18 protein-coding genes are annotated in these 20,118 nt (G+C 54.9%); 9 read left to right on the plus strand and 9 right to left on the minus strand.

The window, feature by feature from the left end:
• Positions 1 to 109: 109 nt before the first annotated feature.
• The 6 genes from RT613_RS06430 to RT613_RS06455 all read left to right on the plus strand — a co-directional run bounded on the left by RT613_RS06430 (position 110) and on the right by RT613_RS06455 (position 6,791).
• Entirely contained in the window at positions 110 to 1,438 is a 1,329-nt protein-coding gene (locus tag RT613_RS06430; RefSeq protein WP_313613897.1) for a glycosyltransferase family 1 protein, read from the plus strand.
• Complete coding sequence (locus tag RT613_RS06435) at positions 1,438 to 2,175, plus strand: HAD-IIB family hydrolase (protein WP_313613899.1); 738 nt, start codon at positions 1,438 to 1,440, stop codon at positions 2,173 to 2,175. Before RT613_RS06430 ends, RT613_RS06435 begins: the two co-directional genes overlap by 1 nt.
• Before the next feature lie 169 nt (positions 2,176 to 2,344).
• Entirely contained in the window at positions 2,345 to 2,836 is a 492-nt protein-coding gene (locus RT613_RS06440) for an NUDIX hydrolase (protein ID WP_313613901.1), read from the plus strand.
• 191 nt (positions 2,837 to 3,027) lie between these two features.
• Entirely contained in the window at positions 3,028 to 4,533 is a 1,506-nt protein-coding gene (locus tag RT613_RS06445; protein ID WP_313614051.1) for an inorganic phosphate transporter, read from the plus strand.
• Positions 4,534 to 4,552: 19 nt separating this feature from the next.
• On the plus strand, positions 4,553 to 5,290 hold the full coding sequence (locus tag RT613_RS06450; protein ID WP_313613902.1) for a 16S rRNA (uracil(1498)-N(3))-methyltransferase: 738 nt from the start codon (positions 4,553 to 4,555) through the stop codon (positions 5,288 to 5,290).
• Positions 5,291 to 5,417: 127 nt separating this feature from the next.
• Positions 5,418 to 6,791: a glutamate--cysteine ligase gene (locus RT613_RS06455; protein WP_313613903.1), complete on the plus strand. Its 1,374-nt coding sequence runs from the start codon at positions 5,418 to 5,420 to the stop codon at positions 6,789 to 6,791.
• A gap of 150 nt (positions 6,792 to 6,941) precedes the next feature.
• On the opposite strand, the gene RT613_RS06460 is transcribed toward RT613_RS06455, so the two are convergent.
• Complete coding sequence (locus RT613_RS06460) at positions 6,942 to 7,238, minus strand: DUF1127 domain-containing protein (protein WP_313613905.1); 297 nt, start codon at positions 7,236 to 7,238, stop codon at positions 6,942 to 6,944.
• A gap of 145 nt (positions 7,239 to 7,383) precedes the next feature.
• Here RT613_RS06460 and RT613_RS06465 point away from each other — a divergent pair, with 145 nt between their 5' ends.
• Positions 7,384 to 8,337 carry a LysR substrate-binding domain-containing protein gene (locus tag RT613_RS06465; protein ID WP_313613907.1) on the plus strand — a complete coding sequence of 318 codons (954 nt, stop codon included), beginning with the start codon at positions 7,384 to 7,386 and terminating at the stop codon, positions 8,335 to 8,337.
• A gap of 31 nt (positions 8,338 to 8,368) precedes the next feature.
• On the opposite strand, the gene RT613_RS06470 is transcribed toward RT613_RS06465, so the two are convergent.
• Positions 8,369 to 8,986 (minus strand): TetR/AcrR family transcriptional regulator, encoded by a 618-nt coding sequence (locus tag RT613_RS06470; protein WP_313613909.1) that lies wholly within the window; start codon positions 8,984 to 8,986, stop codon positions 8,369 to 8,371.
• 170 nt (positions 8,987 to 9,156) lie between these two features.
• Complete coding sequence (katA, locus tag RT613_RS06475; RefSeq protein WP_313613911.1) at positions 9,157 to 10,638, minus strand: catalase KatA; 1,482 nt, start codon at positions 10,636 to 10,638, stop codon at positions 9,157 to 9,159.
• Positions 10,639 to 10,791: 153 nt separating this feature from the next.
• Here katA and RT613_RS06480 point away from each other — a divergent pair, with 153 nt between their 5' ends.
• Positions 10,792 to 11,703: a LysR substrate-binding domain-containing protein gene (locus tag RT613_RS06480; RefSeq protein ID WP_313613912.1), complete on the plus strand. Its 912-nt coding sequence runs from the start codon at positions 10,792 to 10,794 to the stop codon at positions 11,701 to 11,703.
• Positions 11,704 to 11,713: 10 nt separating this feature from the next.
• Here RT613_RS06480 and adhP read toward each other — a convergent pair whose 3' ends face one another.
• From adhP to RT613_RS06500, 4 genes are all read right to left on the minus strand, one after another.
• Positions 11,714 to 12,739, minus strand: coding sequence for an alcohol dehydrogenase AdhP (adhP, locus tag RT613_RS06485; RefSeq protein WP_313613914.1), 1,026 nt, complete (start codon positions 12,737 to 12,739; stop codon positions 11,714 to 11,716).
• A gap of 123 nt (positions 12,740 to 12,862) precedes the next feature.
• Positions 12,863 to 13,264 carry an MAPEG family protein gene (locus RT613_RS06490; protein WP_313614052.1) on the minus strand — a complete coding sequence of 134 codons (402 nt, stop codon included), beginning with the start codon at positions 13,262 to 13,264 and terminating at the stop codon, positions 12,863 to 12,865.
• A 121-nt stretch (positions 13,265 to 13,385) separates the two neighbouring features.
• The gene (gene guaB, locus RT613_RS06495) at positions 13,386 to 14,891 is read right to left on the minus strand and encodes an IMP dehydrogenase (RefSeq protein WP_313613915.1); all 1,506 of its coding nucleotides are present in this window, start codon (positions 14,889 to 14,891) and stop codon (positions 13,386 to 13,388) included.
• Positions 14,892 to 15,101: 210 nt separating this feature from the next.
• The gene (locus RT613_RS06500; RefSeq protein ID WP_313613917.1) at positions 15,102 to 16,103 is read right to left on the minus strand and encodes an MBL fold metallo-hydrolase; all 1,002 of its coding nucleotides are present in this window, start codon (positions 16,101 to 16,103) and stop codon (positions 15,102 to 15,104) included.
• 199 nt (positions 16,104 to 16,302) lie between these two features.
• Between RT613_RS06500 and RT613_RS06505 the strand changes: the two genes are divergently transcribed.
• Entirely contained in the window at positions 16,303 to 17,691 is a 1,389-nt protein-coding gene (locus RT613_RS06505; protein WP_313613919.1) for an MDR family MFS transporter, read from the plus strand.
• A 33-nt stretch (positions 17,692 to 17,724) separates the two neighbouring features.
• Here the strand turns inward: RT613_RS06505 and RT613_RS06510 are convergent, their stop codons facing one another.
• A complete protein-coding gene (locus RT613_RS06510; protein ID WP_313613921.1) occupies positions 17,725 to 18,459 on the minus strand; it encodes an RlmE family RNA methyltransferase in 735 nt (244 codons plus the stop codon).
• A 12-nt stretch (positions 18,460 to 18,471) separates the two neighbouring features.
• Positions 18,472 to 20,019 carry a Ppx/GppA family phosphatase gene (locus RT613_RS06515; protein WP_313613923.1) on the minus strand — a complete coding sequence of 516 codons (1,548 nt, stop codon included), beginning with the start codon at positions 20,017 to 20,019 and terminating at the stop codon, positions 18,472 to 18,474.
• Positions 20,020 to 20,118 lie beyond the last annotated feature (99 nt).

Genomic DNA, 20,118 nt, shown 5'->3' on the forward strand with positions numbered 1-20,118 from the left:
ACAACACAAAAAAAACTAGAAATTGCGTCATTTTTGTGGAACTTTTTCAACGAAGTCGCATTTGCATTCATTAGTTGAAAATTTATACCAAGATGGATATATATTTCTCATGACTGATCATGACCGCTATCCAAGGATTGCTCTGGTTTCGACACATGGCTATGTAGCCGCTCATCCGCCTCTCGGCGCAGCCGATACCGGAGGCCAGGTTGTTTATGTTCTTGAACTTGCACGTAAACTTGGCCAGCTCGGCTATACAGTAGACCTCTATACAAGACGCTTTGAAGACCAGCCTGAATTCGATGAGGTTGATGAGCGCGTGCGCGTAGTGCGCATTCCTTGCGGCGGCGACGACTTCATTCCCAAGGAGTATCTGCACCGCCATCTCATGGAATGGTGTGAAAATGCGCTGAGGTTTATCAAGAAAAATAACCTCACCTATTCCTTCATCAATAGCCATTATTGGGATGCCGGCGTGGCCGGTCAGCGGCTCTCCGAAGCGCTCAAGGTGCCACACTTGCACACGCCGCACTCGCTCGGCATCTGGAAAAAGCGCCAGATGGAAACCGACTACCCGGAAAAGGCAGACAGTTTTGAACTGGAGTTCAACTTCAAGGAACGCATCCAGCACGAGCTGATCATCTATCGCAGTTGTGATTTGGTGATCGCCACAACGCCGGTGCAATTGGACATGCTGCTTGAGGACTACAATCTCAAGCGCAAGCAAGTGCACATGATCCCGCCTGGATATGACGACAACAGGTTCTTTCCCGTGTCGGAGGCATCACGGCAAATGTTGCGAAACCGTTTCGGCTTTGAAGGCAAAACCGTTCTTGCCCTTGGCCGTCTGGCCACCAACAAGGGTTACGACCTGTTGATTGACGGGTTTTCCGTGCTGGCTGAGCGTGAACCACAAGCTCGTCTGCATCTGGCCGTCGGCGGCGAGAACATGGATGCAAACGAAACCACCATCTTGACCCAGCTCAAACGCCGGGTGGATGATCTTGGTCTGCAGGACAAGGTGGTGTTTTCCGGTTACGTATCCGATGAAGACCTACCCGATATGTACCGCGCTGCCGATCTTTTCGTCTTGTCGAGCCGCTATGAACCATTCGGCATGACCGCGATTGAGGCCATGGCCAGCGGTACTCCAACGGTGGTGACCATTCATGGCGGGTTGTTCCGGGCTGTCAGCTATGGCCGCCATGCGCTGTTTGCCGATCCGTTCGATAAGGAAGATCTTGGCATCACCATGATGAAACCGTTCAAACATGAACGGCTTTATGGTCGCCTGTCGCGTATGGGTGCGCACAAGGCACGCAGTCTGTTCACCTGGACCGGTATTGCCCAGCAATTGCTTGCACTGGTGGAAGGACGCACGATGATGCCAGTTCTTGAAGAAGCAGACTGGGCCGAACCGTGGAACGACGGCGACTGATGCGGCTTTTTTCGACTGATCTGGATGGCACGGTTGTTGGAAATTCCGAGGCGACCCTTCGCTTCGCGCGGTTCTGGCAATCGTTGCCGGACGCCATTCGTCCCGTTCTGGTTTACAATAGCGGCCGTCTGGTGGAAGACCAGATAGAACTGATTGACCAAACCGGGCTGCCGGAGCCAGATTTCATCATCGGTGGCGTTGGAACAATGCTGTACAATAAGGCAGACACAGGCATTTCCGACATGTTCAGCTCTGCTATTGCTCACGGTTTTGACGACCGCGCTGTGGAAAGGGTCATTTCTCGGATAGCTGGCGTCCAAAAACAGCCTGACCAATACCAGCACGCACTGAAATCAAGCTGGTACTTGCACAATTCCACCCAAGATGCTCTGCATGCGATCCAGCAGGATCTTGACGCTCAGGGGCTACAGGCACAAATCGTTTACTCAAGCGGCCGTGATCTCGATGTGTTGCCCCGCAATGCCAACAAGGGGTTTGCGGCGCTCTGGCTTGCCAAATCACTAGGCATTACAGCGGAAAACATCATTGTTGCCGGTGATACTGGCAATGATCGCGCGATGTTTGAAATTCCCGGTGCGCGCGGCATTATTGTCGCCAATGCCCTGGATGAACTGCGAGAACTCGGCGACAATAATGACCGGGGGATGATCGCTGATTTGCCGATGGCCGACGGGGTCGTTCAGGGTCTGACCCACTGGCTGGCTCAGCAGCCCTAAAATCCTCACCACAAAATACCAGTGGAGCGCCATTGTCGTGGCGCAAACAGGATATTGACGGTGCTTTTTCGGGCGCAGACTATACAGAATCATTATATTTTCATGATTCAAACGTAATATTCTAAATTGCTTATATTTCTGTGAGCCGAGATGGAAGGAAACTCCGTTATTGAACCTGCTTAGCCGATTGACCAAAGACGTTTATCTGATGCTGCGGCGCCCACCGCGCCAGCAATACGCGGCTTTGTGTTATCGCATCAAGAAAAAGCAGGGCGAGGTGGAAATCCTGTTGCTGACGAGCCGGGATACTGGACGCTGGGTTATCCCCAAGGGCTGGCCCATGGAGGGCAAGCAGGCGCATACGGTTGCGGCACAGGAGGCTTACGAAGAGGCTGGTGTAAAGGGCAAGGTCGAGAAGGAAATTCTCGGGTTCTTCGAGTATCAGAAGAAGCTGTCCAATGGCATGAATGTGTTGTGCAGAGTGCAGGTGCATGCGCTTGAGGTGGAAGATCTGGTCAAGAACTTCCCCGAGAAGAACAGCCGCAAACTGGAATGGGTTTCTGTTGAGGAAGCGGCAAGCCGTGTGAACGAGCCTGATCTGAAGGCACTCATCCGTTTCTTCGGCAAACGTGTTGCCACCACAAACCCTGCAAAGACTTGATAACTGGCGTGAGTTTCACGCCTCCTGATGTTGCTTTTGTGGTTTCCATAAACTAACCGATATTTTCCATCATAGGATAACAAGCGCCACAAACCTGCGTCCGTTCGTAGGTCGCGCGTTATCATGAATTTTACACCCTCCCTTAAGCCGCCTGAACCACGGATGAAAGGATACCCGGACAAAAGGTGACGATGGCTATGGAGCAGCCAGACCTGACAAAACGTACCCTCGACAAGGACCTCGACAAGATAACCAATGTCGAGGCTGCAACGCACTATATCGCGCGGCAGTTTGCCAATTACGCTACGGCAACGCTGTTCCTGATCGTTGCAGGTTTCTTTGCTGGTGCGTCCGTCAGTGATACTCCGGAGGTCTGGATCATTGTCGCTGCCGCAGCCATTGGCGCGTATATGGCGGTAAACATCGGCGCCAACGATGTGACCAACAATGTCGGTCCTGCCGTCGGTGCCAAAGCCATCAGCATGACTGCCGCTCTTGTGATGGCGGCAATATGCGAAATCGCAGGCGCTTTGCTCGCCGGCGGCAAAGTTGTGCAGACGATCTCAAACGGTATTATCGACGCCTCTGCGATTACGGACAGCGATGTTCTCGTGTGGACGATGATGTCTGCACTGCTCGCTGCGGCTTTGTGGATCAATCTTGCAACATGGCTTAAAGCGCCGATTTCAACAACACATGCGATTGTTGGCGGTGTTGCAGGTGCTGGCATCGCTGCGTCTGGACTAAGCGCGGTTGACTGGTTTTCCATGGCCGGGATTGCCGCAGGCTGGATGATTTCGCCACTTCTGGCCGGTGCCGTCGCTATCGGCTTCCTTGCCTTTATCAAGGAATTTATCATCTACCGCACGGAAAAGGTTGCGGCTGCCCGTTTCTGGGTGCCCATTCTCTCCGCCATCATGGCCGGCGTTTTTGCAACCTATCTCGCCTTCATTGGCCTGCAGCAAATCCTGTATGTTTCATTGTATGGCGCTCTACTTGTTGGGCTTGGTTGTGCAGTTCTGACCTGGTTGGTCAGCGCTCCGCTTGTCAAAAGGCAATCTATCGGACTGGAAAACCGGAACCAGTCGCTACGCCAGCTTTTTCAGATACCGCTGATTTTCTCTGCGGCCCTCCTGTCATTTTCCCATGGTGCAAATGACGTCTCGAACGCCGTTGGCCCACTTGCAGCTATTGTTCAAACCGTACGCAGCCATTCCGTGAGCGCTGACGTCAACGTGCCCATGTGGGTCATGTTGATTGGTGCCCTGGGTTTGTCTTGCGGTATTCTACTGTTTGGGCCACGACTGATCCGGCTGGTGGGTGAACAGATCACCAAACTGAACCCGATGCGCGCCTTTTGCGTGTCGCTTGCCACGGCACTGACCGTGCTTCTCGCTTCCTGGTTCGGCATGCCTGTAAGCACCACCCATACGGCTGTCGGCGCGGTATTCGGTGTTGGCTTCTTCCGTGAATGGTACACCCGCAATTCCGCACGGCGTAAAATGGCTGTCCGGGCTCAGCCTGCCCGTGCTCCATCCACCAATGTCTTTGAAACCGACACGGTGGAATTGCGTCGCCGTTATCTGGTGCGCCGTTCCCACTTCATGACCATCATTGCCGCCTGGATGATCACCGTTCCGGCCAGCGCTGCCCTTGCAGCGGGCCTTTATTGGGTTATGTTCCGGCTCTTCATGTAACAGAACAACAAGAGCAAAAATGCGCGCCAATTTTCGTATGCAGCGACTTTATGTCGAGGACCCGATTATCCTCGGCACCGGCATTGCCACCAGCAGTGAACAATTCAACTATCTGGCCAATGTGCTGCGCATGGCCGATGGCGCAGAAGTGCTGATCTTCAACGGCCGCGACGGTGAGTGGAAAGCTCGACTGGCATTTCCCTCTAAAAAGAAAATCGTTCTGGTGCCGCAGGAACTGACAAGGCCCCAGCCTGCCCCATGCGATCTGCATTATCTTTTCGCCCCCTTGAAGGTGGGCCGTATCGACTACCTGATCCAAAAGGCTGTCGAAATGGGCGCCGGTGTGCTGCAGCCCGTGATGACACAGCATGTGCAAGGCAAGATCACCAATCTGGACCGCCTGCAGGCCAACGCAATCGAAGCATCCGAACAATGCGGCATTCTCGCTATACCAGAGGTCCGGCAGCCCATGAAACTGCGTGATCTCCTGGATACGTGGCCATCGTCGCGCCGTATTATCTATTGTGATGAAGGGGATGAGGGCCAGAACCCTCTTCCCGTGTTATCGCGCATCAAGGATCGCGAGCTTGCGTTGCTGATCGGTCCGGAAGGCGGTTTTTCGGAAGAAGAACGACAGTTGCTGCGCAATCACGAAAGCGTGACACCGATCCCGCTTGGGCCGCGCATTTTGCGGGCAGACACCGCAGCTGTCGCGGCACTTGCGGTTATTCAGGCAAGCATTGGCGATTGGCAATAATCAATCCGGATGATGCTGATCGACGGCATTAATCCATGATTGAAAGAAATTCATTTGCAGAGGCTATCGTCCCGCCCTATCTGGCTTTTTGAATGACAGACAGACGTTGCGCAGTAAGGTTACATCAATGGCTCGCGATACCACCGATCAGACTCCGATCTCATCGAAACAGGAACTGACAGATTATCTGGCAGGCGGCTGCAAGCCGGTTGAAAAATTCCGCATCGGGACGGAACACGAGAAATTCGTTTTCTTCCGCGACAGCCATAAGCCTGTGCCTTATTTCGGCGACGCGAGCATTTCAGCCCTGCTGAAAGGCATGGAGTCCCGGCTTGGCTGGGAACCGATCATGGATGGTGAAAACATCATTGGTCTGGCCGAACCGACCGGCATGGGCGCGATTTCCATCGAGCCGGGCGGTCAGTTCGAGCTTTCCGGTGCACCGCTGGAAAACATCCATGAGACCTGCAAAGAGTCCAACCAGCACCTTTCCCTGCTGCGCGACATTGCTGAGCCTCTGGGTATCCGCTTCCTCGGCATGGGTGGCACACCATCTTGGAGCTTTGCCGAAACGCCACGCATGCCAAAATCCCGCTACGCAATCATGACCGACTACATGCCGAAGGTCGGCAGCAAGGGTTTGGACATGATGTACCGGACCTGCACCATTCAGGTGAACCTGGACTTTTCGTCCGAAGCCGACATGCGGCGCAAGATGCGTGTCAGCATGAAGTTGCAGTCTCTGGCGACCGCGCTGTTTGCATCATCGCCCTTTACCGAGGGCAAACCGAACGGCCAGCTTTCCTGGCGTGGCGATATCTGGCGCGACACCGACAACAACCGTGCCGGCATTCTGCCCTTCACATTCGCTGACGATTTCGCTTTCGCACATTATGTCGAATGGGCGCTTGATGTGCCGATGTATTTCGTCGTGCGGGATGGCAAATATCACAATTGCACCCACATCACATTCCGCCAGTTCATGAATGGTGCGCTGAAGGGCGAAATCACCGACTGGGAACCGACGCTGGGTGACTGGACCAACCACTTGTCCACGCTGTTTCCTGATGTTCGCCTCAAGCGCTTCCTTGAAATGCGTGGTGCCGATGGTGGCCCATGGCGCCGGATCTGTGCCCTGCCCGCCTTCTGGGTTGGATTGCTGTATGATGACCAGGCTCTGTCTGCTGCCGATGAACTGACCGCCAACTGGACTGTCGATCAGGTAAACGCTTTGCGTGACGAAGTTCCGGTAAAAGCACTCAAGGCAAACATTGCTGGCCACAGTCTGCTGGATATTGGCAAGGAAGTGCTGAAAATTTCCCATCTTGGCCTGAAAAACCGCAATCGTCTTAACTCCGAAGGGCAGGACGAGACCGTTTTCCTGTCGACACTGGATGAAGTGATCGCCAAAAAAACAACCTTGGCAGAAGATATGCTTGCTGCTTACAACGGTCGTTGGGCTCAGTCGGTCGCACCGATTTACGACGAATATCAATACTGATTTGCGTCAGGCAATCTGCCGCATTCAGCTATTTGATTTAACAGTGGAATATCGCACCGGCTTTCCAAAAAAAAGCCCGGTGCGGCATAGCCTGGCACCGGGCAAAAGCAGGGCTATTGGCAATCACCCTGCGGGGAAAACTCTCAAAAATCAGGCCGTCTTGCGTGCGAACCGTGTGGTCGCGTGCACCTCAGCTGCCTTTATTAACTGCTGAGCGGGGTCGTCTAGCAAGCCCACATTCAGGGCTTTTAGTACGTCCTGTCGAACAATCCCGATATCTGCCAACATTCGATCATCAAGATCGGTCAGTCGGTTGACCTGAAAGCGGGCCACGAGGTTGCGCCAAACCATATTCACGTGCTTGCCAAAGCGGGAAGAACGACGAACTTCAGTGCTCTTTTCCGGCTGGCAAATACTGCTTGCAATCATCTGGTCTGCCGTGCTCATGATATTGTCCTTTCCTTGGCACGATGTCGACGTCAGGCGTCCTGTCCTGTCTGTCATTTGGTTGTATCTTAAATGACGCAGCCCCATTGATCAGTCCAACGAATGTTTTTAATGTTAGTCATCAATGGTTTTTATGGGATGCACCATGTCCGCCCCGCTTGATATCGATCAGCTACATACTTTCATCGCCATCGTGGATACGGGCAGCTTCACCAAGGCTGCGGACCGAATTTTCAAAACGCAATCTGCGGTGTCCATGCAAATGCGCCGCCTTGAGGAGCGGATTGGCAAACAGCTCTTCACCAAGGATGGTCGTGGTAACCGTTTGACCGCCGAGGGCGAAAAGCTGATGAACTATGCGCGACGCATCATTCGTCTTAATGACGAGGCCATCGCTGCATTTGATGATAACCGGCTGGAAGGCACATTGCGTATCGGCACACCCGATGACTATGCCGATCGCTACATGCCGGAAATTATCGGTCGCTTTGCCAAGACCCATCCCAATGTCGAACTTTACATCGTCTGCGAACCCTCCGTCAGTCTCGCTGAGAAGATGCAACGGGGCGAACTCGACATTGCCTTGGTGACACACAATCCCCGCGCCCGCGTGTCTGACGTGGTGCGTACAGAGCCATTGTGCTGGGTGGCGTCCGCCAATCACCCCTTGCGCGACAATGCGCCTGTGCCGCTGGCTGTCGGACGCAGGGATTGCCACTGGCGCCAGCTTGCCTGTTCAGCACTGGATGCGGATGGGCGTGACTATCAGGTGTTGTTCACCAGCTGGTCATCAACGGTTATTGCGTCTGCCGTGCTGGCCGGCATGGCCGTTTCGGTATTGCCGGAATCGGCACTGCGTACCGGCATGAAGGTGTTAACCGCCAATGACGGTTTTCCACCGCTTCCACCGGTTCAAATCGGCTTGATGAAGCGCCCTGGCATCTCGCCGTCGCTTGCCAATGCAATCACTGATCACATTTCCGCATGTCTCGACAATATTACGCTGACAGCGGCAACAACCGATGATCTGGACAGCGATGTAAAGACATATCCAAAGATGCCGCGGCTTCGTGCCGGCCATATGCTGCCGGGCTGGTAGGTGGCAAATTGTCTGCTGTCTCAGGCGCAGCCTAGATGCTTTCGCGGATCAAGCGCTTGCACTCCAAAAGCATGCGCTTTGCATGATCCTGCTCACTCAACAAAGCGAGCCGCATGCACGAACCGAGAAAGTAGCTGAGTAGTTTGCAGCGCGCTTCGTAGTCCTCACCGGGACGGGGTGTACGCAAAGGTGCAGTGTAATAAATAAAGACTTCGGCCAGGCGATAACTCTGCTCAATGTTGAGCTGAGCCAGCGCCTTGTCCATTTCCATGCTCAGCCAGATGCTGAGATAGATCGGGTTTTCGCGACATTCGCGGTAATACCAGTCGATCAGGACAAAAACGTGTTCCTTGAGTTCGTCGAGTGTCGTCGCCTTTTCCAGGGAGTGAATGATATGCTCCTCCACACGCGCAGAAATCATGTCGAAAAGTGCACGCAGGATGGCCGCTTTTTCCGGAAAATATTGGTAGATTGACCCGATCGGAACACCAGCCTCCTTGGCAAGTGCCGTCATGGTCAGCGCGCTGACACCACTTTGTGTGATGAGGCGGGTTGCCGACTCCAGAATAGCATGCACACGCTGAATGCTTCTGTCCTGCTGTGGCGTCTTTCTCGGCTCAATACGTTCTGGCTTACCACGTCTCGGCATATTGTTTCCCATCCTGAAACACATGCGGGTAGCCCCCACGCCACCACAATCGTCGCGATATGGCACAGGCAGTTTTGACGAAAGTTGAAACGCTTTGTCGGCTTTTTAATGAACAACCAAAAAAGCCGGGCAATTGCCCGGCTTTTCAGTGTTAAACTGCCATCAAATCTCTACTCAGCAGCGCTGATCGTATCTGCCTGATATCCGTGAGCGGTCTTCAAGGCTGCCCTTACACCGGCTTCATAGTCAGGATGAACCTGGCGGAAGTGCGCAAGCTGACGCTCAACAATGAAGCCCGGCACACCACCCATGGCAGCGGCGATGTTCGAGAACAGACGCTGCTTCTGGCCCGCATCAAACAGGTTGAAAAGAGCGCGTGGCTGGCTGTAGTCATCATTGCCGATGCGGTGATTGTAACGTGCTGCATCACCGGAAATACGCAGTGGCGGCTCTTTCGCAGCAGGCTGTTCAACCGGGCCATTGAAAGAGTTCGGCTCGTAATAGGCATCAGGATTACCGGTCTTGATACCACCGTAGGTGTTCATCTGACCATCACGATGATAGTGGTGCACGGGACACTTCGGCGCGTTAACCGGAATATTTTCGTAGTGCGTGCCCAGACGGTGGCGATGCGCATCCGCATAAGAGAACACGCGGGCCTGCAGCATCTTGTCAGGCGAATAACCTATGCCCGGCACGATGTTGGACGGCGAGAAAGCAGCGTTTTCGATTTCGGTGAAGTAGTTGTCCGGGTTACGGTTCAATTCCATCACGCCGATATCGATTGGCGGATATTCGCCATGCGGCCAGACCTTGGTCAGGTCGAACGGGTTATAGGATGTCTTTTCAGCATCAAGCTCTGGCATGATCTGAACCTGAACGGTCCAACGCGGATATTCGCCGCGCTCCAGCGCGTTGAACAGGTCTTCCTGCGTTGACTCGCGAGTCTTGCCGATAACGCCTTCCGCTTCCTCATTGGTCCAGTGTTTGTGGCCCTGCTGGGTCTTGAAGTGGAATTTCACCCAATAACGCTCACCGGCATCATTCCAGAAGGAATAGGTGTGTGAACCATAACCGTTGATGTGACGCACATCGGTCGGCAGACCACGGTCAGACATCAGGATGGTAACCTGATGCAGGCTTTCAGGCGACAGCGACCAGAAGTCCCACATGGCAGTTGCAGAACGCAGATTGGTCCGCGGGTGACGCTTTTGCGTGTGAATGAAATCAGGGAATTTGACGGGATCGCGAACGAAGAATACCGGCGTGTTGTTGCCAACGAGATCCCAGTTGCCTTCTTCGGTGTAGAATTTGATGGCAAAACCACGCACGTCGCGCTCGGCGTCAGCAGCACCCTGCTCACCGGCAACGGTAGAGAAACGCAGGATCAGCGGTGTTTCCGCGCCGGGCTGCAGTGCCTTGGCCTTGGTATATCGGGAGATATCGCCAGTGATCTTCAACGTGCCATAGGCACCCCAACCCTTGGCATGTACGGCGCGTTCAGGAATACGTTCACGGTTCTGGTGCGCCAGTTTTTCAATCAACTGGTAGTCCTGCAGCAGAAGCGGGCCACGCTCGCCTGCACTCAGAGAATTCTGGTTATCAGGAATTGGTGATCCTGCGCTGGTGGTCATTGTCGGGCGATCAGCCATGATTTCCTCCTTTTGGGTTCACTCTCGATGGCGGCAAGTCACCGGCAATCAGGCCGGACGCTTGTCTAGAATACTTCTAACAATGGTTTTTCGCATCCCATTCTCATAATTTCCAATTGTATTTCCGATCATTTTCGATAGGATTTTCCTATCATGATTACACTTCGGCAAATGCGTTATTTTGAAACTCTGTCCAACACCCTGCACTTTGGAAAGGCGGCGGTGGCAGCCAATATCAGCCAGCCGGCACTTTCAGCCCAGATCATGGAAATGGAAAACCACCTTGGTGTCAAATTGGTGGAACGGGGGCGTGGCGGAGTGATCATAACACAAAAAGGCATGGAAATATTACAGCATGCACGGATCATTCTGGCCGAAGTGGAACGGCTGGAAGCAACTGCACGTAGAGGTTCAGGCGTGCTGGAAGGGTTGGTGCGCATCGGCATTATCCCGACCATTGCACCCTATCTCGTGCCACAACTGGTGCCACGCCTGCGCAAAGTCTATCCACGTATCGAAATCGAATTGAAAGAGGCGATGACCGACCGCCTGCGAAGTGACCTTCTAGAGGGAAAACTCGATGCGGTCATTGCCGCATTACCGCTGGATGACGACGCTCTGGCCAGTCAGGCCCTGTTTACCGACCGGTTCTATATGGCCGTTGCCAGCAACGAGGACAGTGTTTTGTCGTCGCCTCTCACAGAAGCGCAGGTAGACATGGACCGCTTGTTGCTGCTGGAAGAAGGGCATTGCCTGCGGGATCAGGCACTGGCGGTTTGCGGCACTGCCGGCAAACGCAGTCTGGTCAATTTTGGCGCCACGTCGATGACTACCCTGTTGCAAATGGTATCGCATGACATGGGCATGACCCTCATTCCGGAAATTGCCGTGCCTCTGGAAACCAAACGCAACAATCTGCGCATAGTGCCCTTTGCTGAACCACAGCCATCCCGTCAAATTGGCCTTGCCTGGCGACGGTCCAGCGCACGTTCAGCCGATATGATCGCCCTTGCTGAAACGATAACAGCCTGCGCTTCCAAAAAGGAAACACAGGCTACCGGTTAAGCCGTCAGGATCAATTCAGGTCGACAACGATACGGCCGTCGATCTTGCCCTCTTCCATGCGGTGGAAAATATCATTGATGTTTTCCAGCTTGTCCCAGGAGAAGTGGGCGGCCACCTTGCCCTCACCTGCAAAGGTCAGGGATTCCTCAAGATCCTGTCGTGTGCCAACGATCGAGCCGCGCACGGTAATGCGCTTCAACACCGTATCAAACACCGGAAGTGAAATGTAACCCGGTGGCAGACCGACCAGCGCCATGGTGCCCTTGGAACGCAGGAAACCATAGGCCTGCTCCATGGCTTTTGGTGATACCGCCGTCACCAGCGCGCCGTGAACACCTTTTGTGGCTTTTTGTACCTGTTCAATGGCATCTGCCGCCTTGCCGTTGACAACAATGTCCGCGCCGAGCTTTTTCGCCAGCTCCAGCTTGTCGTCAAAAATATCGGCAGCCACCACATGCATGCCCATGGCCTTGGCATATTGCACGGCCATGTGACCGAGACCACCAATCCCAGAGATGACGACCCATTCACCAGGCTTCACTTCGGTTTCCTTCAATCCCTTGTAAACGGTCACGCCAGCGCACAGTACCGGTGCGGCAGGACCAAAATCGAGATTATCCGGCAGACGGCCGACATATTTCGGATCAGCCAGACCATATTGCGCAAAGCTGCCATTGACGGAATAACCGGAGTTCTTCTGTTCGGCACACAAGGTCTCCCAGCCGGTGCGGCATGGCACGCAGCAACCGCAAGCGCTGTAAAGCCACGGTGTGCCGGCCCTGTCACCTTCCTTGATGCCCGTGACGCCAGCGCCAATCTTTGCAACGTAGCCAACGCCTTCGTGACCAGGAATGAAAGGTGGATTGGGCTTGACCGGCCAATCACCATTCGCCGCGTGCAAATCCGTGTGGCAAACACCGGTCGCTTCATACTTCATGAGGATTTCGCCGGGACCCGGATCAGGAATTGGCACCTCTTCAATGGAAAGCGGTTTACCAAATTCCCTGACGACTGCGGCTTTCATCATTGCTGCCATTTGTCATGCCTCCTTCAACCAATGCATGGTTGGAGAATAGACAAACAACATGAGGTGGTATTGATTTATCGCAAGTGAACGGTGTTTCGTATCTGGCACTGTCGCAATTATGCGGCAGTCCGACTATTCAAATGCCAGCCAGACGACCATCCATATCCACATGCAGACAAGCGCTGCAAAACCGACGGCAAATGCCGGTGCACGGTAACGCAGGCGATTGCTGGTGACATGAACATATGAATGCACGTAACGCGAAAACACGAATACCCAACCCAAGGCAATGGTAACAATGTTATCCGCATCGGTGATGTACAGCAGCAGGCAGGCTGCATGGAACAGCACCGGCAGTTCAAACTGGTTGGCAATATTCTTGTTGACCAACTGGCTTTCGCGGGCTTCCTCGCCAGTATCGCGGAAATTGCGAATAGCGTCCGAATTCAAAAAGGTGAATTTCTTCCGGCGGATGAAGAGCAGGCAGTACAGAGCGAAAACAAGGAAAGCATGCGCAATCATCGGCCAGAACATTGCGGTTGTGGGTGACATCGGGCTCTCCTTCATCAGCAGTCAAAAATACGCTCCCTGACCCGATCCGGATCAGGGAGCGTATTTAAGGTTCATGTTGTCGCTAAACTAGCGCGCGAGGCGATCAAACGCTACCCGGATAATTCGGGCTTTCACGGGTAATCGTCACGTCATGTGCGTGGCTTTCACGCAAACCAGCACCGGAAATACGAACGAATGTTGCACGTTCCTGGAATTCAGGAATCGTGGCACCACCAACATAACCCATAGCAGCCTTCAGGCCACCAGCGAGCTGGTGCAGAACGCCGGAAACCGGTCCCTTGTACGGAACCTGACCTTCGATGCCTTCTGGAACGAGCTTGAGCGTATCGCGCACTTCTGCCTGGAAATAGCGGTCAGCCGAACCACGTGCCATGGCACCAACGGAGCCCATGCCACGGTAAGCCTTGAACGAACGGCCCTGGTAGAGGAACACTTCACCTGGGCTTTCATCCGTACCGGCCAGCAGCGAACCAATCATCACAGCCGATGCACCGGCAGCAATTGCCTTTGCAAGGTCGCCCGAGAACTTGATACCGCCGTCAGCGATCACAGGAATATCCAGGGATTGGGCTGCTTCAACCGCCGACATGATGGCAGCAAGCTGCGGAACGCCAACGCCAGCCACGATACGTGTGGTGCAGATGGAGCCAGGGCCAATACCAACCTTGACGGCGTCAGCACCGGCATCAATCAGCGCCTTGGTGCCATCGGCCGTCGCAACGTTGCCTGCAATGATGCGGATGGCGTTGGACATTTTCTTGACCTGCGTCACCGCGTCAAGAACCCGCTGCGAATGGCCGTGAGCAGTATCGACGACCAGAACGTCGACACCTGCGTCAATGAGGCGTTCTGCACGGTCGCGCGCATCGTCACCAACGCTGATGGCAGCAGCGGCACGCAGACGGCCCTGCACATCCTTGGTCGCATTCGGGTTGAGCTGCGACTTTTCCATGTCCTTGACGGTGATGAGGCCAACGCAGTTGCCCTGTGCGTCCACAACAAGCAGTTTTTCAATGCGGTGCTTGTGCAGCAAGCGGCGCGCTTCCTGCTGGTCAACACTGCTTTCCTTGACCGTCACGAGGTTTTCGCGGGTCATCAGCTCATAGATTTTCTGGGTTGGATCAGAGGCAAAACGAACGTCGCGGTTGGTAAGGATACCAACGAGACGACCAGTCTTATGGCCACCCTGACCACCGTTTTCAACAACCGGAATACCGGAAATGCCGTGGGCCTTCATCAGGCTCTGGGCTTCAGCAAGGGTCGCATCCGGGCCGATGGTAACTGGGTTGATGACCATGCCGCTTTCAAACTTCTTGACCTGGCGGACTTCCTCGGCCTGTTCAGCCGGGGTGAGGTTGCGGTGGATAACACCAATACCACCGGCCTGGGCCATGGCAATTGCCAGCCGGCTTTCGGTGACCGTGTCCATGGCGGAGGAAAGGATCGGCAGGTTCAGCTCGATATCACGGGCGATGCGCGTCGAAATATTCGTCTGGCCCGGCATCACTTCAGAATGTCCCGGCTGCAAGAGCACATCGTCGAAAGTGAGGGCGTCCAAACCTGTGGGCGTTTGAATAATGCGTGCCATGCCAATTTCCTTCATTAAAGAATAGGGTATCCACCGGGAAGAATCATCCACCGGCGGTTTCACAAGGAGTGCTTGGAAGTTGGCGAGGGCTGGTAACACGTCTATGACAGGAAGGAAATAGAAAAAACCCGGATTCGTTAATCCGGGCTTGCCGAGCAGCCGAGACCGCTGTGCATAGCTGCGGAAAAAACAACCGCAGCGGGAACCGCCTTAGAGGTCGAACTGATAGGATTTGGGAACGAAGCGGTATCCCTCCTCCTGTTTTTCCACAAAGCCGACGGACGGGAACGGCATGTGGTAACCAATGAAGGCCAGCTTGTCGGTTGCAATCATGTCAAAGACCTTTTTGCGGGTCGTAGCGGCGGCAGCCTTGTCCATGTCAAAACGCACTTCCCACTCCGGGCGTTGCAGCGACAGCACATAATGGTTGGCTGTATCTGCCGTCAGCACCAGTTGGCGACCTTCCGATTCCAGACGGAAAATCATGTGACCCGGCGAGTGGCCAAATGCTTCAACACCGGTGATCCCGGGCACAACTTCCGCCCCTTCACCGATGAAACTCATCTTTTCTGCCAGCGGCTTGACCTTGGCCAACACACCCTTGTGACCGTTCTCGGCTGGCGTTCCGACCCGAGCATCGGCGGTCCAGAAATCATATTCAACCTGACCCGCAACATAACGGGCGTTCGGGAATGCAGGCGCATCCTTTTCGGTCAAACCACCAATATGATCGCCATGCATGTGGGTCAGCACAACAACGGAAATATCTTCCGGCTTGTAACCGGCTGCGGCCAGACCTTCGGTCAGGCGGCCATTGCCGTTGGCCCGTCCAGCTTCACCGAAACCGGTATCAAACAGCACACGTTCAGACCCGGTATTGACCATGACGGGTGAGAAGCTGTTGACGAACTTGTCCTTGGGAAGGAAGTTTTCTTCCAGAAGCGTGCCAACAGTCTCTGCCGACTGGTTGGTACCGAAAGTCTCGTTTGGTGGTCCCGATACGGCGGAGCCATCCTTGATGACAAGAACCTCAAAATTGCCCAGCTTGAAGCGATTTGTTTCCGGCCCCATTGCGTGATTTATCTCCATGGAGGTTTGCGGTTGCGCCGTCTGTGCCATCGACGCCCGCGCCATGATGAACGGAGCAGCCAGAATTCCGGTTCCAGCAGATCCCAAGAGTACACGTCTGCCGATTTTTGAAGTCACAGCCATTTTCCTGTCTCCTCACATATTTTCTTTTTCATCGGGACAGGAGTATGCAGACAAGACCACGACCTTCATACCTCAGAGATGAGGGATCACACAGACGTGATGCGTGTCATTTCAATGACAAACGGATTGGCATTCACACGCATAAAAACTAAAACGCACCCCGTGTGAACCTGATCACAAGCGCAGCACAGGCATATCCATGAACCGCATCATACCGCTTATCCTCGCCGTGGCACTGTTCATGGAGCAAATGGATTCCACCGTCATTGCAACAGCCTTGCCGACCATTGCTCACGATTTGAATGTCGGGCCGATTACGCTCAAACTGGCCCTCACCTCCTACATGGTGGCACTGGCAATCTTCATTCCGATCAGCGGATGGATGGCCGACAAGTTCGGTGCCAAGACCATTTTCCGGCTCGCCATCGGGGTGTTCATGGTGGGTTCATTGTTCTGCGCAATATCCGGTTCGCTGACGGAATTTGTGCTTTCCCGCTTCCTGCAGGGCATGGGTGGCGCGATGATGACGCCGGTTGGCCGACTGGTGCTGCTACGCACCACCGACCGCAAGGAGCTAGTATCCGCCATGGCGTTGTTGACCATCCCGGCGCTGCTTGGCCCGCTCACCGGGCCGCCGGTTGGCGGTTTCATCACCACCTATTTTTCCTGGCACTGGATTTTCCTGATCAACATTCCAATCGGTGTTGCCGGTATCGTGTTGTCCAGCATCTATCTGCCGGAAATCGAGACCACCAATCCGCCAGCCATGGATGTGAAAGGATTTCTGCTATCCTCCATCGCTGCATCAGGCGTGGTGTTTGGCGTTTCGGTCATCAGCCTTCCGGCCTTGCCGCCAATGGTTGGAGCAGCCTCGATCCTTGCCGGCATATTGGCCGGCGTGCTATATGTGCTGCATGCACGCAGGCATCCTGCCCCGATCCTTGATTTCAAGATTTTCCAGAACACAACCTTCCGCATTACCTCGGTCAGCGGCACGATTTTCCGCATTTCAACGGGCGCCATTCCGTTTTTGATGCCGTTGATGCTGCAGATCGGCTTTGGCCTGAATGCCTTCCAGTCCGGCATGGTGACATTCGCAGGCGCTATTGGTGCCATCACCACCAAGTTCATCGCCAAGCGGATATTTGCCGCAACCGGCTTTAAAACCACACTGATTGCCGCCTCTATCGTCGGCGCCATGACCACCGCGGCCAACGCACTTTTCGTGCCGGAAACACCGCACTCCATCATCATCAGTGTTCTTGTCGTGTCAGGTTTTGCCCGGTCGTTCTTCTTCACCGGGTCCAATGCACTTAGCTATTCTGAGATCGACAACAAACAGGCCAGCCAAGCGACATCCATGTCATCCGTGCTGCAGCAGATCAGCCTTGCGCTTGGTGTTGCATTTGCGGCCACCATTCTGGAAGCAAGCTCTGCAATGACGGGCTCGCATCTGCAGCTTGCCGATTTCCATCTGGCGTTCGTGCTGGTCGCGGCCTTCTCGCTTCTGGCGCTGATACCGCTTTTCCGTCTTGATAAAAACGCGGGCGAGGCCATTTCCGGCCATCGCCCGCGCATTGATGCATAAGGAAATATCGGGGCCGCTGAACAAGCGGCTCCCTCAAACCTCTTCTTCGGCTTCCGGTTCGGAAAGCGCCGTGTTTTTACGACCCTTGAAGCCCTTGGCCAGCAGGAACATTTCCACCGATTCAGACCGCGACGACGCCGGCTTGATATGCAGAACCTGCTTGAAGTTGCGCTTCAACAGATCGAGCAAGGTCTTTTCCGTACCGCCCTGGAAGGTCTTGGCCAGGAAGTGGCCGCCTTCTGCCAAAACCTCAATGGCAAAGTCCGCCGCGACTTCGCACAGATGCATCGTGCGAATATGGTCGGTTTTCTGATGACCTGTGGTCGGCGCTGCCATGTCCGACAGAACCAGATCCGGTGTGCCGCCAATCGCTTCCTTCAGCTTTTCTGGTGCCGTTGGGTCAAGGAAGTCGAGTTGCAACAGGCGCACGCCTGGAATAGGATCGACCTCAAGGAAGTCGATCGCGGCAACGCGAATATCGTCTTCGGTCGAATCCGTCACCTTTGCGGCAATCTGCGACCAGCTGCCCGGAGCAGCGCCCAGGTCGATAATGCGGGTCGCACCCTTCAGGATTTCGTGCTTGTCGTTGATTTCAAGCAGCTTGTAGGCCGCACGCGCACGGTAGCCTTCCAGCTTGGCGCGCTGCACATAGGGGTCATTGATATGGCGCTCAAGCCAACGGCGTGACGACGCCTTGAGCTTGGTTTTTTTCACCTTCTGGCCAATTTTACGGCCGGTGCGATTGCTTCCGGCGGGAGGCTTACTCATAAACTTGGTTCCTTATCTCGCACCGTTTTGCTGGCGACGCAGGCGGTTACGCCGCCATGCACCATCATCCGCCATCATATCCGTCAACAGGCCTTCACGCAGACCGCGGTCGGCAACCCGCATGCGCCGGGCTGGCCAACGGCGACGAATTGCCTCCAGAATAGCGCAGCCTGCCAGAACCAGATCCGCACGATCCGGGCCAATGCAAGCATTGGCGGCACGGCCAGCAAAATCCCAATCCAGCAGTTTGTTTTGCATGGCGGTTACTTCGCGGTCGGACAACCACAGACCGTCAACCTTGCGGCGATCATAACGCGGCAAATCCAGGTGAACGCCTGCCAGTGTCGTGACCGTGCCCGAAGTGCCGATCAGGTGGAAATCTTCCAGCACATCACTTGCCGCAAATGGCGGGCAAACAAATGTATCCAGCAGACCTTCGACTTCAGTCACCATGGCAGAAAACACCTGCGGGGTCACATCGCGTCCGCCATGGCGTTCCGACAGCGTGACAACGCCAACCGGCAGTGAGGTCCAGTGGGTTATGTGATTGGCAAGACGGTTGGAGCGGTTTTCGCCAACTCGAATGACCGCGATTTCCGACGAACCGCCACCGATGTCAAACAGCACAACCGAACGGGCATCACGACCAATCAGCGACGAGCAACCCGAGACCGCAAGACGGGCTTCGGTTTCCCGGCTGATGATCTCGAGATTGAGGCCAGTTTCGCGAGTGACCCGCGACAGGAATTCCTCGCCGTTTTCGGCAGCACGGCAGGCTTCGGTTGCAATCAGACGCATGCGCCGAATCGGGCGTCCCGAAAGTTTTGCGGCACACACACGCAAGGCCTCAACCGCGCGATCCATAGCATCATTCGACAGACGTCCTGTTGAAATCAGCCCCTCACCCAACCGCACGATACGGGAAAAGGCATCAACCACCCGGAACTGGCCGGGGCGTGTCGGTTGGGCAATCAGCAGACGGCAATTGTTGGTGCCGAGATCAAGCGCCGCATACATATCGGCGGCTTGGTCACCATCACGGTCATGTGCACGCTGGCCATGGCGATTATCGGCACGCGACGTCGCGCCCGTTCCGTCCTGTGCGGACGACTGGCCTTGCGGTTTGCCATTTTTGGCAACATGCGAGGGGACCAGCGGACGCCCCTGTGGCCCTCTGTGACCACGACGACGGTCGCGTGATTTGCGGCCTTCAGCCGGCCCATTTTGCGGGCCCGTTGTCTTGGCAGACGGACCATTCGCTTGCGCGCCGTCACCGGCCTGTCTTGTCTCTGGAGTATTGGTGTTTTGTCCGCCGCCGCGCGAACGCCTGCGCCGTTTGCGCTTACGCGCCCCGGCATCCGGGCCGGGTGAGGTTTCATGCTGAGAATCAGCATGGGAACCGACGGCAACAACTTGCGTAGCAACCTGCGCGCCACGGTTATTACCGTTGCGCTTGCTTTTACCACGACGAGAGCGTTTCGCTCTGCTCTTGTTTACCGTCGACGCCCCTGATTCTGACGGCTTTTCGCCGCTGCCGGGGTCAGTCACTGTCTTGTCCATTTCGCCGCGCGAAAGCGTGAGCAATGCCGCAGGCGTTTGAAGGTTTCGTTGGGCAGAACATACCAGCCCCCGGCATTTTAGCCAACCGTTTTTTGTTTT

The sequence above is a fragment of the Agrobacterium sp. genome (assembly GCF_032092815.1).
Classification (GTDB): Bacteria; Pseudomonadota; Alphaproteobacteria; order Rhizobiales; family Rhizobiaceae; genus Agrobacterium.

Excerpts from the sequence above, each read along its gene's own strand:
- RT613_RS06430 (WP_313613897.1), top strand. The coding sequence starts at position 110 with ATGACTGATCATGACCGCTATCCAAGGATTGCTCTGGTTTCGACACAT.
- RT613_RS06435 (WP_313613899.1), top strand. The coding sequence starts at position 1,438 with ATGCGGCTTTTTTCGACTGATCTGGATGGCACGGTTGTTGGAAATTCC.
- RT613_RS06445 (WP_313614051.1), top strand. The coding sequence starts at position 3,028 with ATGGCTATGGAGCAGCCAGACCTGACAAAACGTACCCTCGACAAGGAC.
- RT613_RS06450 (WP_313613902.1), top strand. The coding sequence starts at position 4,553 with ATGCGCGCCAATTTTCGTATGCAGCGACTTTATGTCGAGGACCCGATT.
- RT613_RS06455 (WP_313613903.1), top strand. The coding sequence starts at position 5,418 with ATGGCTCGCGATACCACCGATCAGACTCCGATCTCATCGAAACAGGAA.
- RT613_RS06460 (WP_313613905.1), bottom strand. The coding sequence starts at position 7,238 with ATGAGCACGGCAGACCAGATGATTGCAAGCAGTATTTGCCAGCCGGAA.
- RT613_RS06465 (WP_313613907.1), top strand. The coding sequence starts at position 7,384 with ATGTCCGCCCCGCTTGATATCGATCAGCTACATACTTTCATCGCCATC.
- RT613_RS06470 (WP_313613909.1), bottom strand. The coding sequence starts at position 8,986 with ATGCCGAGACGTGGTAAGCCAGAACGTATTGAGCCGAGAAAGACGCCA.
- katA (WP_313613911.1), bottom strand. The coding sequence starts at position 10,638 with ATGGCTGATCGCCCGACAATGACCACCAGCGCAGGATCACCAATTCCT.
- RT613_RS06480 (WP_313613912.1), top strand. The coding sequence starts at position 10,792 with ATGATTACACTTCGGCAAATGCGTTATTTTGAAACTCTGTCCAACACC.
- adhP (WP_313613914.1), bottom strand. The coding sequence starts at position 12,739 with ATGGCAGCAATGATGAAAGCCGCAGTCGTCAGGGAATTTGGTAAACCG.
- RT613_RS06490 (WP_313614052.1), bottom strand. The coding sequence starts at position 13,264 with ATGTTCTGGCCGATGATTGCGCATGCTTTCCTTGTTTTCGCTCTGTAC.
- guaB (WP_313613915.1), bottom strand. The coding sequence starts at position 14,891 with ATGGCACGCATTATTCAAACGCCCACAGGTTTGGACGCCCTCACTTTC.
- RT613_RS06500 (WP_313613917.1), bottom strand. The coding sequence starts at position 16,103 with ATGGCTGTGACTTCAAAAATCGGCAGACGTGTACTCTTGGGATCTGCT.
- RT613_RS06505 (WP_313613919.1), top strand. The coding sequence starts at position 16,303 with ATGAACCGCATCATACCGCTTATCCTCGCCGTGGCACTGTTCATGGAG.
- RT613_RS06510 (WP_313613921.1), bottom strand. The coding sequence starts at position 18,459 with ATGAGTAAGCCTCCCGCCGGAAGCAATCGCACCGGCCGTAAAATTGGC.
- RT613_RS06515 (WP_313613923.1), bottom strand. The coding sequence starts at position 20,019 with ATGGACAAGACAGTGACTGACCCCGGCAGCGGCGAAAAGCCGTCAGAA.